Below are 14736 nucleotides of genomic sequence, written 5' to 3' on the forward strand. Positions count from 1 at the left end.
CCGGGGGCGCCCTGCCTCCCGGGCCGGTTTCCAACCTATGGCGGTCTCAGCGCCCGCGCTGGTCCCAGCGGCCGCCCATGGTGTTGACGAGGTGGACGTAGTCGAACAGGTCGCTCAGCATGAAGTGCCGGTTCTCGATGGTGGTCATGTGCGCCACCGTGTGCGGGTCGCCTTCGAGATAGCGGAAGGCCGTGGTGCGGAATTGCTCCGGCAGGGCCAGATTGAACGGTGAGGGCTGGGTCAGCATGCGGCAGATCTGGTCGAAGAGCAGGCGGAAACGCTCGTCCTCCGGGTCCATGTAGACGTCTCCGAAATCCGCCTTGTAGCGTCCGAAGAGCGCGAGATAGTCGTCGGCGTCCGGCTTCTGCTGCATGGGCCTGCCCTTGGTTCCTCTGGCGCGCAGGGAAACAAATTCGATGCCAGAAGAGGCGACGACGTGTGGAACGGACATTAAGCCGCGGCCCAGCTTCCGCCCCATCGTCATGGCTTAGGATTGCCCGAGCCGGAGGGCCGGGGATGGCAGGGAACGACGCAATCATCGAGGTCAGGCAGACCGCCGGCGGCGAGCCGCTGAAATTCGCCGTCACCGTCCGCGACACGGCGGGCGAGACGCAGCACGTCGTCACCATGGCGCCTGCGACGTGGCAGGAACTCACCGCCGGGGCGCAGACACCGGCCACCTGCGTGGAAGCCGGCTTCCGCTTCCTGCTCCACCGCGAGGCCAAGGAACATATCCTCGCCCGCTTCGACATGGACGTGATCGGCCACTATTATCCGGATTTCCGCGCCCGCTTCCCGGACTATCTGAGAAGCGCCTGAACCCTCAGGAGAGCAGACGCCCCACCAGCACGCCCGCCGCGGCGGCCGAGGCGGCGATGGCCAGCGTCTCCCCCGTGGCGCGCACGATAGAGCGCTTCGCCACGATGCCGCGGCCAACACCCAGCGCCAGCAGCAGGATGGTGGTCAGCACCAGCGAGACGATCCGCGCCTGATCCATGGGCAGGAAGGCGAAGGGCAGCACCGGGGTGAATCCGGCGAACAGGTCCGAGACGAACATCCAGAAGGCATGCGAGGTCGGGCTGGCGCCGTCGTCCGCCTCATCGAGTTCGGAGCGCAGGCCGAGGGTGGCGCGCGGCGCGCGCTTTAGCGCCTCCGCCACCTGTGCCACGTCCGCCGCCGCCATGCCACCGCGTGTGAGGGCCGCTGCGACGGTGTCCACCTGCGCCGCGGCCTCCGTCGCATCCACCGGCCCGTTGCGCCGGGCGCGGCGGGCGTCACGCACCGATTCCGCATCGAGATAACTGCCCGCCATCATGGAGACGGCCGCAGCAGCCGCGCCGGTGGCGCCGGCGATCAGCACCGCGCGGGGATCGTTGGTGCTCATGGCCACGCCGAAGACGAGGCCGAAGATGGAGACGGTACCGTCCTCCATGCCGAACACCACATCGCCGATGGACGCCTTGAGCGAGGCAACGACGCGCGACGGCAGCGACATGATGCGTTTCTCCAGCCCGATCCCGACAGCCTCGCTGCTCATGACACGGCCGGCAAGCTGACGAAAGGGCATTCCGATTCCTTGAGCGTTCCTTTCCGGAATGAAAGCCGACTGAAAGCTGAAAGGGTTTATCCGTGTTGGCGTGGAGAAGCCGGCCGTCTCATAAGCGCCGCAGGTCCACCACCAGGAAACGCGGGCGCAGGGCGCCCTCACGGGAAGGGCATCACATGCTGAAATCCTCTGCTCGCATCCTTGCGCGCGGCCGCCTGAAGGCGCTCGCCGGCGCGGCCGTCATCGCCGCCGGCCTGCTCGGCCCGGTTGTCGCCCATGCCGAGAAGCTGACCATCATCGTCGGCGGCATGGAAAAGCAGATCTACCTGCCCGCCGCCCTCACCAATGCTCTCGGCTACTTCAAGGATGAAGGGCTCGAGGTGGAGCTGATAAACTCCCGCGCCGGTGTCGAGGCGGAAAACGAACTGCTCGCCGGCGCCGTGCAGGGCGTGGTGGGCTTCTACGACCACACCATCGATCTTCAGGCCAAGGGCAAGTTCATCACCTCCGTGGTGCAGTTCAGCCAGGCGCCCGGCGAAGTGCAGATGGTGGCGACCAAATATGCCGACCAGATCAAGTCGCCGGCCGATTTCAAGGGCCATACGCTGGGCGTGACCGGCCTCGGCTCCTCCACGGACTTCCTCACCCGCTATCTCGCCTTCAAGGGCGGGCTGAAGCCGGGCGACTATTCCCTGCTGCCGGTGGGCGCGGGCAACACCTTCATCGCCGCCATGAAGCAGGACCAGATCCAGTCCGGCATGACCACCGAGCCGACCATCGGCCAGTTAGTGAAGATGGGCGTCGCCAAGATCCTCATCGACATGCGCACGCCGGAGAAGACGGTTGCGGCCCTCGGCGGCCTCTATCCGGCCGCCTCCTTCTACGTGCAGGCGAGCTGGCTGGAGAGCCATCCCGCCGAGGCGCAGAAGCTCGCCAATGCCTTCGTGCGCACCATGCGCTTCATCGCCAGCCACTCGGCGGCGGAGATCGCGGAGAAGATGCCGAAGGACTATTATGTCGGCGACAAGGACCTCTACATTCAGGGTCTCGCCGAGGGTAAGGCGCAGTTCACGCCGGACGGCCGCATGCCCGCCGGTGGTCCCGAGACGGTACTGAAGGTGCTGCAGGCCTTCTCCAAGAACGTGCAGGGCAAGGCCATCGACCTGTCCAAGACCTACACCACCACCTACGTGGACAACGCCGCCAAGACGCTGGGCAACTGACGCTCGGCAACTGATCCCGCGCGCCCCCTCTCCCGCTTGCGGGGGAGGGTTCGGCACCTGACTCATCCCCGAAAAGAACTGAGGTCGCCGCGCCCCGTGCCGGCGGCGGGAGGAAACGCATGTCCCTTCAAACCCTCGATCCCGCCCGTCCGGCAGCGATCCCCGGCGTGATGGCCGCCGCCGGCCTCGGCCCCGCCATCGAACTCGACAATGTGACCCGCCGGTTCCTGACGCCCAATGGCAAGTCCATGACGGCGCTGCGCGATTTTTCCATGACAGTGGATCGCGGCGAGTTCGCCTGCGTGGTCGGCCCCACCGGCTGCGGCAAGTCCACGACGCTCAATCTCGTCACCGGCCTCGCCAAGCCCAGCGCGGGCGAGGTGCGGGTGATGGGCGCGCCGGTGGACGGCATCCACAAGGACGTGGGCTTCGTCTTCCAGGCGGATGCGCTCTTCCCCTGGCGCTCGGTGCTCGACAACGTGGCCGCCGGCCCGCTCTATCGCGGCCTGCCCAAGACCGTCGCCTATGAGAAGGCGCGCGACTGGATCGCCCGCGTCGGCCTTACCCGCTTCGAGAGCCATTATCCGCACCAGCTGTCCGGCGGCATGAGGAAGCGCGTGGCCCTCGCGCAGACCTTCATCAACGAGCCGAAGATCCTGCTCATGGACGAGCCCTTCTCGGCCCTCGATGTGCAGACCCGCACCAACATGCAGGACGAGCTTCTGACCCTGTGGTCGGGCTCCGGCGCCTCGGTGGTGTTCGTCACCCATGACCTGGAAGAGGCCGTCGCCCTCGCCGACAAGGTGTATGTGCTCACCGCCGGCCCGGCCACGGTGAAGAGCGTCTACACGATCGATCTGCCGCGCCCGCGGGTGATGGCGGAAATCCGCTACGACGCCGCCTTCGTCGAGCGCTGCCGCACCATCTGGGACGACCTGCGCGAGGAAGTGCAGATCGGCCAGCAGCGCACCCTCGACACCGGCCACTGAACGGGAGGAACGACAACATGACCATGCAGGCAGACGCCGCTTCCGCCCCCTTCGCCGCCGCCCGCGCGGTGCCCACCGAGGCCGAGATCGAGGCCAAGGCCCGCGCCCGGCTGAAAGCCCGCCGCGCCCTCGTCATCTCGCTGCGCATCGCCATTCTCGTCGCCGTGCTCGGCATCTGGGAGATCGGCGCCCTCACCGGCTTCATCGATCCGTTCTTCTTCGCCAGCCCCTCCGGTATCGCCGAGCAGATCTGGGTGTGGATGACGGAAGGCACCTCGCAGGGGCCGCTGTGGGTGCAGATCATGGTGACGCTGGAGGAAACCATCCTCGGCTTCTTCATCGGCGCCGTGGGCGGCATCGTGTGCGGCATCGTTCTGGGCCGCAACAAGCTGCTGGCGGACGTGTTCTCCATCTACATCAAGATCGCCAATTCCATCCCGCGCGTGGTGCTGGGCTCGATCTTCATCATCGCGCTGGGCCTCGGCATGGCGTCAAAGGTGGCGCTGGCGGTGGTGATGGTGTTCTTCGTGGTGTTCGCCAATGCCTTCCAGGGCGTGCGCGAGGCCGACCGCGCCATGATCGCCAACGCCCAGATCCTCGGCGCCTCGCCCTTCCAGATCACCACCTCGGTTATCATCCCTTCGGCCATGAGCTGGATCCTGGCCTCGCTCCACGTCTCCTTCGGCTTCGCGCTGGTGGGTGCGGTGGTCGGCGAGTTCCTCGGTGCCAAGCAGGGCGTCGGCCTCCTGATCGCCACCGCGCAGGGCGCGTTCAACGCCAACGGCGTGTTCGCGGCCATGATCATCCTCGCGGTGGTGGCGCTGGTGATGGAATTCCTCATCACGTTGGTGGAGAACCGTCTCGTGAAGTGGCGCCCGGTGCCCTACAGCGAGCAGAATTGACCAGACGGCACAGCCGCAGGCAAACAGCATCCCTTGCCCGTCTGATCCCGCATGACCTACCTTCGGCTTCATGGCATCGCCAGAGCCAAAGAGAACCATGCGGGATCTGTTATGGAGGAGCTGGGTCGGCATATTTACGAGGCGTCGAAACTATCGGTTCTCGACGCCGCATATTATCTGGCGAGGTGCTCCAAGTCCTATTATTATGCAGCAAGCAACCCCGAACTTTTTCATTGGCTAAAACGTGCCCACCCCTCAATTGAAACCGACGCGTTACACAAATCCATTCTTTATGTTGATAATTTCGATCGAGATTGCGATAAGTGCTTTCAGTATACAGAATCGTCGCTTGTTGACGACGTGCATGTTGCAGTCGAAAAAGCAGCCCAGCTAAATCCAGGATTTAGCAAAGAGACGTTAGACAGAGCAATTCTCAGGATGTGTCGCGCACTGAGATAGCCGTCAGCCCCCCCACCCCCTGCAGCCGCATCTCCACCCTCAGCCCCCCAGCCGCCGCCGTACCAAGAACGAGCCTGCCGCCGGCGCCATCCACCACCTCGCGCACGATGGAAAGGCCGATGCCGGAGCCCTCCCCCGCCGTGCCCGGAACCCGGTAGAAGCGCTCGAATACCTTGTCGCGCTCCTCGGGCGGAATGCCCGGCCCGGAATCCTCCACCACCAGCACCGCCTCGTCTGCCGTCCCATCCACCGTCACGGTGACGGTGCCGCCCTTCGGCGTGTAGCGCAAAGCGTTCTCCACGAGGTTCACCACCGCCTCGCGCATCATGGCACCATCGCCGCGCGTGACGGCGGGGGCGTTCACGTCGAGGCCGAGGTCGATGTCCCGCTCCACCGCGAGATGGGCGAGCCCCTCCAGCACCTGCCGGGCCGACTGGGCGAGATCGATATCCTCGTCGCGCGGGCGACGGCTGCCCGGCTCGGCGCGGGACAAGGTGAGGAGCTGGGCGGCGAGGCGGGCGAGGCGGCGGGTGCTCTCCTCGGCGCCCGCCAAAGCCTCGGCGCGCTCGGCCGCCTCCCCGGTGCGGCGGGCAAAGGCCACCTGCGTGGAGAGCAGCGCCAGCGGCGTGCGCAGTTGGTGCGCGGCATTGGCGACGAAGCGGCGCTGCGCCGCCATTTGCCCGGCGACGCGGCCCATATAGGTGTTGAGCGCGGCCACCAGCGGGCGCAGCTCGCTCTGCACGGCATGGTCCGGCAAGGGGGAGAGATCGTCCCGCCCCTTCTCCATCACCGCCTCGCGCAGCCGCATCAGAGGCGCCAGCCCCCGGCCGAGGCCGATGATGACCAACACGCCGGCCGCCACCAGCAGGATGAGCTGCTGGCCGAAATTGCCCACCCACAATTCCCGCACCATGGCCGCATGGCCGGCAAGCGTGACACCCACCACGACAGTCACCCGCGCGCCATCGGTGGCGCCCACCAAAGGATAGGAAAGGGCCGCGAGCCTGAGGTCGCTGCCGCGATAGCTGCCAGTGAAATGCACCGGCGCGCTCGCCTTCGGCAGTGGCTCGGGCAGCGGCAGATCGGGATAGCCGGTGAGCAGCCGGCCTGCGGCGGTGTCCACCCGGTAGAACACCCGGTCCCGGTGGCCGGTGTCGAACATCTCCAACGCCACCGGCGGGACGATGGCGTCGATGACGCCGCGGTCGATGCGCACATCCTCGGCGATGGCGCGGACGGAGGCGTCGAGGGTGCGGTCGGTGACGAGATCGGCGGTGGCGCTCGCCTGCCGCCAGCTGGTGAAGACGTTCACCGCCACGAGGCCCGCCAGCGGCAGTAGCAGCCATCGCAGGAGCTGGAGGCGGAGGCTGTCAATGCGCATGCTGCAACAGATAGCCGAGTCCGCGCAGGGTCACGATCCGCACGTCGGAGCCCTCCAGCTTCTTGCGCAGACGATGGACATAGATCTCGATGGCGCTGGGGTCGGCGAGATCGTCAAGGCCGAAGATGCTTTGCGAGAGCTGCGCCTTGCTCACCGTCTGCCCGGCCTTGATGAGCAGGGCTTCCAGCACCGCATGCTCGCGCGGGGTCAGCGCCAGCGGCTCGGCGGAAAGGCGGAACAGGCGGGTGTTGGTGTCGAAGGCCAGCGTGCCGCAGGTGATGACCGGGTCCGGCCGGCGCGCCGAGCGGCGCAGCTGCACGCGGATGCGCGCCTCCAATTCGGCGATGTCGAAGGGCTTGGCGAGATAGTCGTCCGCCCCCTCGTCGAGGCCCGCCACCCGCCCGTCGAGGCTGGCGTTGGCGGTGAGAATGATGACCGGCACCGCATTGGCCCGGCCGCGCAGGCGCTTCAGAAGCTGCATGCCGCCCATGCCCGGCAGGCCGAGGTCGAGGATGACGAGATCATAGGTCTCAAGGCTCAGCGCGTGGTCCGCCGCCTCCCCGTCGTTCAGCACATCGACGACGAAATTGTCCCGCCGCAGGATCTTGGCGAGCCAGTCGGCAAGCTCGTGATTGTCCTCGACCAGCAGGAGACGCATGAAACGGGAGCCCCGCCGCCCCCGGCGGCGACACCCCAGTCTCGCCGTGCGGCTGGGGACGATCAAGTGCGCAGGGGCAGCATTTCCTGCGTGCACCGCAACACCTTAACCAAGGCCGCGAACGCTTCGGAATGGTGGCTGACAACCGCCAGCCAAGCGTTGCGCTGAGGCCGAATCGGGAGGTAACTTCCGCAAGGTTTTCACTCGTCCGTCCTGCAACCAAAGCTGCCCCGCCGTCCCGGGAGAGGTGCGCATGTCCCGCCTGCTTGCGACCAGCCTGCTCGCCTCGACCTCTCTGCTGGCGCTCGCGCTGGCCGGCCCGGTGGCCCGTGCCGGTGACTATGTGATCCCCTCGGGCACGGTCGTCGCCGCCCCGGTGGTGGTGAGCACCTCGACGCCCGGCGCGCCCTTCGGCAGCGTCATCAACCAGGGCGGCATCGTCTATTCCGAGACAGCGAAGAATTCGTCCTTCGCGCTGACCGGGGACAGCGCGGCGCTGTCCCTCGGCATCGTCAATTCCGGCACCGTGAGCGTGACGCAGTCGCTCACCAAGCTGGGCATCCATAGTGGCGGCACCCAGCCCACCGCCACGGGCGAGACCAAGGGCATCGTGCTCTACGGCACCAGCCCGCTCTCCGGCAGCATCTTGAACAACGGCACCGTGCGGGCGAACCGCATCATCAATGCCGCGCCCGTGGTGAAGACGAGCAGCGCGGTCGCCATCGGCGAATATGCCGAAGGCGTCCACCTGACGAATTACCTCGGCGGCGGCATCGTCAATTCCAACAGCGGCGTCATCGACGTCTCCAACGACGTGACCGCCACCTTCAGCCCGTCCGACACCATCAGCGCGATGACGCTGACCACGACCATCTACGCCACCGGCGTGATCGCCGAGAGCTCCGCTGCAGCGAACAGCATCTCCAATGCCGGCTCGATCTCGGCACGGGCGCGGGGCGCCATCACCGAGAAGATGGTGACATCGTCGGCCGCCTGGCTGCTGGCCGCCGCCACCGCCCGCGCCATCGGCATCGAGATGACCCAGCTCGGGGCTCCCATGCCTCCCGGCGTGTCCGGCGCCACGGTGGTGAATTCCGGCATCATCGACGTGGTTGCATCCATCACCCACACCACCGACTTCAACGTCTCCACCACGCTCAACATCCCTCCGGCCCGGCTGATCGAATCGAGCGCCGTCGTCTTCGCCGCGGGCGTGAACACCAGCGAAGTCCAGATCACTAGCTTCCAGAACACGGGCACCATCTCGGTCGCCGGCACCGCCGTGACCGTCTCGGCAGGCAGCGTGAGCACCTTCAGCACCGCCGAGTTGGTGAACTACAACGATCCCAAGAGCCCCAAGACCAACCCGGAAATGGGCTCGGTGGGCGGCTCAGTGACGGCCTATGGCGTCTCCTTCGCCAACGGCAGCCTGGGCGACCTTACCAACAGCGGCAGCATCGACGTGACCGGCGTGGCCGACACCACCACGAGCGCGTCCGCCTCCGCACTCGACAAGACCCGCGTCGCGCAGCAGAATTTCGCGGCCGTCGCCCTCACGGGCATCAATGTGGCCGTCGACACCCTCACCGGCCCCGTCGTCAACAGCGGCGTGGTGAACCTCTCGGCCACGGCCTCACTCCAGAGCCAGTCGACAGCCAGTTCCGACGGAGCGCCGACGAAGAAGAAGGCCGAGGTAGCGGCGAGCGGCTATCTCTACACCCACCTCGCCGGCATCAGCGTGGTCGCCAGCGGATACGCCGCCAGCGACTACAGCGCCACGGTGCGCAATTCCGGCGTCATCAAGCTGACCTCGAAAGCCACCGGCTCGCAGTCCGGCCTCGCTTTGTCGGAGCGAGAAGCGGAAGCCAACGTCACCTACAGCGCCGGCGCGAACTTCCTCTCCGGCGCCCTGCTCTTCGCCACCAATTCCGCCGCGGGCGTCTATATCAGCGCGCCGAACGTGGCCGAGGTGACGAACTCCGGCGTCATCGACGTCTCCTCCACCTATGCCTCCAACCTTTCCGCCACCGCGGGCGGCGGCAGCAAGACGGCGACGGCGACGGCGGCCTCCGGCGTCTCCTCCTTCAACAGCTTCGGCCTCAACATCACCGAAGTGGCGGGCGGCCCCTCCACCGGCACGGTCGCGACCACGGGCATCACCAATTCCGGCACCATCGCCCTCGCCTCCGCCGTGGCGCTGACCAACGTCGCCGCGGTGAACGCAAGTCCCTCCGACGGCGCGGCGGTGGCCTCGGCGCTAAGCCAGTCCACGGCGCTCAGCACCGTGCCCGGCCTCGACGGCGCCATTGCCGCCAGCTACGGCATCTATGCGAGCCTCGACGGGCTTGCCGGCAACCTCACCAATTCCGGCGTGATCTCGGTCGATCAGGCGCTCACCATCGCCACCGTCAGCTCGGCCGCCGGCGCGAGCGCACAGGCCACCTCCGTCGCGGACGGGCTGTCGCTGGCCATGGGCATCCTCGCCTTGCCCGGCCAGGTCAGCGGATCGCTGGTGAATTCCGGCGCCATCACCGCCGTCGCCTCCGGCACATTCGGCGCGGTCGCGAGCACAACGGCGGGAAGTGGCGAGGCCGAGGCGAAGGCGGACGCCACGGGCATCGTGCTCGCCAGCGGCATCGTCGCGTCGACGGACGGACTGGCGGGATTTTCCAACAGCGCGACGGTGCTTTCCCAGGCGAGCGCCACCACCTCGGTCTCCGCCGTCTCCAGCGGCACCGGAGAGGTGAAGACATCGGCCCGCGGCGTCGGCTCGGCGCTGGCGCTGGGCGTCATGCTGTCGGGCACGCAGAAGATCTCCGGCGACGTCACCAACACCTCCATCATCGGCGCGACCGCGCTGTCCAATGTCACGGCATCGGGCAAGGGCGGCACGGTTTCCAAGGATGCGACGGCCGTCTCCTCCGCCTTCGGCCTCTTCACCGCGGCCGGCGCGGGCATCGGCGGCGATCTCGTCAACACGGGCACCATCGGCGGCATCGCCACCGCGAACGCCACCGCCAGCGGCGGCACGGCGGATGCCTCCGCCTTCGCCTATGGCCTTGCCCTCGATGCCACCGGCGGCGTCGGCGGCAGCATCGTCAATTCCGGCATCGTGGTCGCCACCGCATCGGCCGGCGCCACCGGGGCCAGCACCAGCGCGAAGGCCGTCGCCGTGGGCCTCCAGATCGCCTCCGGCACGGTGGGTGGCGCGCTCGCCAACACCGGCGCCATCGCCGCACAGGCGACGGGCACCGACGCCGCCGCCATCGGCATCGCCATCGGTTCCACGATCGACGGCACGGCCCTGGGCGCGGCGCAGGTGACGACCCTCGACACCCTCAAGGTGGACACCGCCCTCGCCACCGCCGGTGCGGTGACGCTGACCGGCGGCCTCGTAAATACGGGCGGCATCACCGCCACCACCGGCGCCACGGGCAGCGCCACCGCCATCAAGGTGGCGGGCGGCAGCAGCATCGGCACGCTCACCAATCGCGGCGGCATCTACGCCATCGAGGGCAACAACGCCGGCATCGCCATCGACCTGACCGGCGAGGGCTCCGCCACCCGCGTCCTGCTGCAGGATGGAACTGTTTTCGGCGATCTCGCGCTCTCCTCCACCTATGCCGACGCCATCACCTGGAGCGGCGGCACGCTGAACGGCGACGTGCTCGGCGGCGGGCTCGGCAGCCTTACGGTGCTGGCCGGGGCGGATACGAGCTTCGTCTATTCCGGCACGGTGGAGAGCCTCGCGAGCGTCAACGTCGGCGGCGACGGCACGCCGGTGAGCCTCGCCTTCATCGGCACGGCGGTGGGCATCGGCACCTTCGCCGTGAAGGATCAGGGCACGCTGATCCTCACCGCCGACAGCGCCATCGAAGCCAAGTCCTACACCCAGGCCGCCGGCGGCACGCTGGGCGTCTATCTCTCCCCGCAATGGACCGCCGCGCCCATCGTCGCGACGAGCGCGCAGCTCGACGGCACGGTGGCCGTGCTGGGCGCCACGGGTATCCGGGCGAAGACCACGAGCTACGATCTCGTCTCCTCATCCGACATCTCCGGCTCCTTCGCCGACGTGACCACCCCCAACAGCCTGCTCTCTGCCGCCGTCACCTATGATGCGGACGGGGCGACGCTGGTGCTCACCCGTAACGCCACCACCTCCCTCGCCGGCCTCTCCCTCGCGGGTCGCTCGCTGGCGGCGGGCATCGATCTCAACTACCAGCGGCTCTCGCTCTCCTCGCCGCTGAGCCCGGTGCTGGACAGCTTCTATGTCGGCACCGACGGGCAGGTCGCGAACCTCCTCAACCAGATGTCCGGTGCGCCTCTGGCCGATGCGAAGACGGCCGGCATGGCGACCTTCGGCACCATCAATGGGCAGATCAGCCAGCAGCTCGCCGCCACCCGCGGCACGGGCGCCCTGCCCAGCGGCGGCAGCGCGCTCCTCTCCTATGGCGCGGGCGAGGTGAACCTCTCCGGCAACGCTTATGCCGCGACCGGTTCCGCGTCCGGAGCCTCCAGCCCGTGGTCCACACTCTCGCCGGCCGCCGCACCGGCGCCGCAGAACGGCGTGTGGCTGCGACCGTTCGGCAACTGGGGCAGCGCTGACACCGGCAACGGCACGGTCTCCAGCTCCGGCGGCGGCGTGCTCGGCGGCATCGAGCGGGCGTTCGGCGACGATGCGCGCGGCGGCGCCGTCTTCAGCTACCAGACGGCCAATCTCGGCTTCACCACCCCCGCCTCGGGATCGGTGGACCAGTGGACCGCCTCGCTCTATGCGGAGAAGCAGTGGGGCGCCTTCTACGCCAATCTGTTCGGCACCTACGGCTACCAGACCTACGACATGAGCCGCTCCATCGCGTTCGGCGGCACGCTCTTCACCGCGCGCTCGAACTTTTCGGGCAATGCGGGCGCGGTGGTGGGCGAGGCAGGCTATGACTATGCCTATGCCCCCGGTGCCAAGCTTGAGCCCTATCTCCGCCTCGCCTATGCGGCGCTCGGCACCGACACCTTCGCCGAGCGCGGGGCCGGCGTGTTCAACCTGAACGTTGCCGCCGACACCACCCAGTCGCTGCAATCCACCCTCGGCCTGCGCGTCATCCAGCCTCTGTCCCTTTCGACCCTGCCGGTGACGCTGCGGCTGGAGGCGGGCTGGCAGCACGAATATCTCGACACGGGCGCGAGCCTCGGCGCCGCCTTCCTGTCCGACAGCACCATCGCCTTCAACATCCTGTCGGGCGGGCCGAGCGATCTGGCGCTCGCGGCCGCGGGTCTCTCCTTCGCGCTCACGGCCAATATCGACGGCTACCTCGAATATCGCGGCAGCTTCGGCGACGGCTATTCCAACAGCACGGCCTCGGCACAGCTTCGGCTGCGGTTCTGAAGCATGGTCGCGGATCGCGGCGGGCCGCTGCCGACACTGGAGCGGGCGTGGGAGCTCTACCGCGCCGGCGACCTGAGCGGGGCGGAGGCGGTGGCGCGGGCCATCGTCCAGCGCGCCGTTCTGGGCGAGCAGGCGGCAACCGCCGAGGCGGCGCACCTCGTCGGCGTCATCCTCGCGCAGACGGGCCGCACGGCCGAAGCCGTCACCTTCATGGCGTGGGCGGCCGGGGCCGATCCCGGCCGGGCCTCCTACCACAGCAATCTGTGCGAGATGCGCCGCCAGACCGGCGACCGGACCGGCGCCGTCGCCGCCGGGCGCGCGGCGGTCGCGGCCGATCCCGCCTATGCGGCCGGGCACAACAATCTCGGCATCGCCTTGTTCGAGACCGGCGCGCTGGAGGAGGCCATCGCCTGCTACGGCCGGGCCATCGCGCTGCGCCCCGCCTTTGCCGAGGCCCACAACAATCTCGGCAACGCCTTGCGCGCCAAGGGCCTGCCAAGCGAGGCCATAGCCGCCTTCCGTGCCGCGCTGGCCCAGCGCGGGCATTATCCGGAAGCCTGGAACAACCTCGGCAATGTCCTGCGCGAGACGGGCGACTTCCGCGAGGCGGACGCCGCCTTCCACACCGCCATCGCCCAGCGGCGGGACTATGTGGAGCCCTACAATTCCCTCGCCTTGTCCCTGTTCGCGCAGGAGCGCAGCGAGGAGGCCTTCGCGGTGCTGGCGCTGGCCATTTCGGCGGCGCCCGAGCGGCCGGAGCCGGCCTTCTATCTGGCGCAGGGCCTGCTCAACGAGCGCAAGGCGGAGGGCGCGCGCTCGGCCTGCCAGCGGGCGCTGCGCGCCAACCCGCACCATGTGCCAACCCTCGTCCTCCTCGCCCGCATCCTGCGCGATCTGGAGCGCGGCGACGAGGCGATGGACGCGGCCCGCCGCGCTCTGGCCCTCGCCCCCGATGATCTCGACGCGCTGAACGTGCTCGGCCTGCTGCTGATGGAAACCGGCGACCTGCGCGGCGCCTGCGCCCTGTTCGAGCGGGCGCTGGCGAACGATCCCGCATCGGTCAACAGTCGCATCAACCTCGTCGCGGCCCGCAAGGTGCGGCCGGATGAGGATATGGTGACGGCGCTGGAGAGTGCACTCTCAGCCGAGACCGGCGAAGCCGAGCGCATCCCGCTCCATTATGCCCTGGGCAAGGCCTATGACGACCTCGGTCGCCACGCCGAGGCCATGGACCAGTTCATCGCCGGCGCCCGGCTGAAGCGCGCGCAGCTGACCTATGACGAGCCCGCCGCGCTCGCCACCTTCGAGCGCATCCGGGCCATCTTCACCCCCGCCTTCATGGCCGAGCGCGCGGGGATGGGGGATGCGCACGCGCGGCCGATCTTCATCGTCGGCATGCCGCGGTCGGGCAGCACGCTGGTGGAGCAGATTCTCGCCAGCCATCCCGCCATCCAGGGTGGCGGCGAGATGGACCTGTTCCACCGCGCGGTGAACCGCATCGACCAGGCCTTCGGCGGCATGGTCCATTATCCCGAGCTGATGCATCTCATCGAGCGGCCGGAGATGGCCGAGATCACCTCCGCCTATCTCGACGCCCTCCCCGCCCGCGCCCCCGGCAAGCGGCTGGTGGCGGACAAGATGCTGAACAACTACTTCTACCTCGGCCTCATCCACATCCTGTTCCCGCGCGCCGTCATCATCCATTGCCGGCGCGATCCGGTGGACACGGCCATCTCCTGCTTCTCCAAGCTGTTCCGCGACGACCTGCCCTACAGCTACGATTTCGCCGAACTCGCCCGCCACCATGCCGCCTATGCCGGGCTGATGGCGCATTGGGAGCGGGTGCTGCCGGAAGGCACCATCCTGCCCATGGATTACGAGGCGGTGGTCGCCGACATCGAGGGCGTGGCCCGCCGCCTCATCGCCGCCTGCGGGGAGGGGTGGGACCCGGCCTGCCTGAAATTCCACGAGACAGAGCGGCCGGTGCGCACGGCCAGCATCACCCAGGTGCGCGAGCCGCTCTACGCCACCTCGGTCGGCCGCTGGCGGCGCTACGGCCCCGCCATCCAGCCGCTGCTGGACGCGCTGGGGCGCTGAGACATCAAGGCTTGTTCCGGCGCAGCAGCCTCTGACACCCTTCCTAGCCGCGGACGGCAGCCTCGCATAAGCTGCGGCAGGCGCCCATTGGTGCGCTGGCT

10 protein-coding genes are annotated in these 14736 nt (G+C 68.2%); 6 read left to right on the top strand and 4 right to left on the bottom strand.

Going from position 1 to position 14736, the window contains the following annotated elements; all coding sequences use genetic code 11:
- Positions 1-46: 46 nt before the first annotated feature.
- A complete protein-coding gene (locus tag XAN126_RS0114855) occupies positions 47-373 on the bottom strand; it encodes a hypothetical protein (RefSeq protein ID WP_024279377.1) in 327 nt (108 codons plus the stop codon).
- Positions 374-516: 143 nt separating this feature from the next.
- Between XAN126_RS0114855 and XAN126_RS0114860 the strand changes: the two genes are divergently transcribed.
- Entirely contained in the window at positions 517-819 is a 303-nt protein-coding gene (locus XAN126_RS0114860) for a DUF397 domain-containing protein (protein ID WP_029877221.1), read from the top strand.
- 4 nt (positions 820-823) lie between these two features.
- Here the strand turns inward: XAN126_RS0114860 and XAN126_RS27215 are convergent, their stop codons facing one another.
- Positions 824-1567, bottom strand: coding sequence for a VIT1/CCC1 transporter family protein (locus tag XAN126_RS27215; protein ID WP_024279379.1), 744 nt, complete (start codon positions 1565-1567; stop codon positions 824-826).
- A 155-nt stretch (positions 1568-1722) separates the two neighbouring features.
- Between XAN126_RS27215 and XAN126_RS0114870 the strand changes: the two genes are divergently transcribed.
- The 3 genes from XAN126_RS0114870 to XAN126_RS0114880 all read left to right on the top strand — a co-directional run bounded on the left by XAN126_RS0114870 (position 1723) and on the right by XAN126_RS0114880 (position 4660).
- Positions 1723-2769 (top strand): ABC transporter substrate-binding protein, encoded by a 1047-nt coding sequence (locus tag XAN126_RS0114870; protein WP_051460609.1) that lies wholly within the window; start codon positions 1723-1725, stop codon positions 2767-2769.
- A 170-nt stretch (positions 2770-2939) separates the two neighbouring features.
- Positions 2940-3758, top strand: a complete 819-nt coding sequence (locus XAN126_RS0114875) for an ABC transporter ATP-binding protein (RefSeq protein ID WP_024279381.1) — start codon at positions 2940-2942, stop codon at positions 3756-3758.
- 23 nt (positions 3759-3781) lie between these two features.
- Positions 3782-4660 (top strand): ABC transporter permease, encoded by an 879-nt coding sequence (locus XAN126_RS0114880; protein ID WP_038194778.1) that lies wholly within the window; start codon positions 3782-3784, stop codon positions 4658-4660.
- A 433-nt stretch (positions 4661-5093) separates the two neighbouring features.
- Here XAN126_RS0114880 and XAN126_RS0114885 read toward each other — a convergent pair whose 3' ends face one another.
- Positions 5094-6500 carry a sensor histidine kinase gene (locus XAN126_RS0114885; protein ID WP_024279383.1) on the bottom strand — a complete coding sequence of 469 codons (1407 nt, stop codon included), beginning with the start codon at positions 6498-6500 and terminating at the stop codon, positions 5094-5096.
- Complete coding sequence (locus XAN126_RS0114890; RefSeq protein ID WP_024279384.1) at positions 6490-7158, bottom strand: response regulator; 669 nt, start codon at positions 7156-7158, stop codon at positions 6490-6492. The genes XAN126_RS0114885 and XAN126_RS0114890 overlap by 11 nt, the downstream gene beginning before the upstream one ends.
- 253 nt (positions 7159-7411) lie before the next feature.
- Between XAN126_RS0114890 and XAN126_RS0114895 the strand changes: the two genes are divergently transcribed.
- Positions 7412-12538, top strand: a complete 5127-nt coding sequence (locus XAN126_RS0114895; RefSeq protein ID WP_024279385.1) for an autotransporter outer membrane beta-barrel domain-containing protein — start codon at positions 7412-7414, stop codon at positions 12536-12538.
- A 3-nt stretch (positions 12539-12541) separates the two neighbouring features.
- Positions 12542-14635 (top strand): tetratricopeptide repeat-containing sulfotransferase family protein, encoded by a 2094-nt coding sequence (locus XAN126_RS0114900; RefSeq protein ID WP_051460610.1) that lies wholly within the window; start codon positions 12542-12544, stop codon positions 14633-14635.
- The last annotated feature ends 101 nt before the right edge of the window (positions 14636-14736 follow it).

Origin of the sequence: Xanthobacter sp. 126 (assembly GCF_000526175.1) — a bacterium.
Lineage (GTDB): Bacteria > Pseudomonadota > Alphaproteobacteria > Rhizobiales > Xanthobacteraceae > Xanthobacter > Xanthobacter aminoxidans.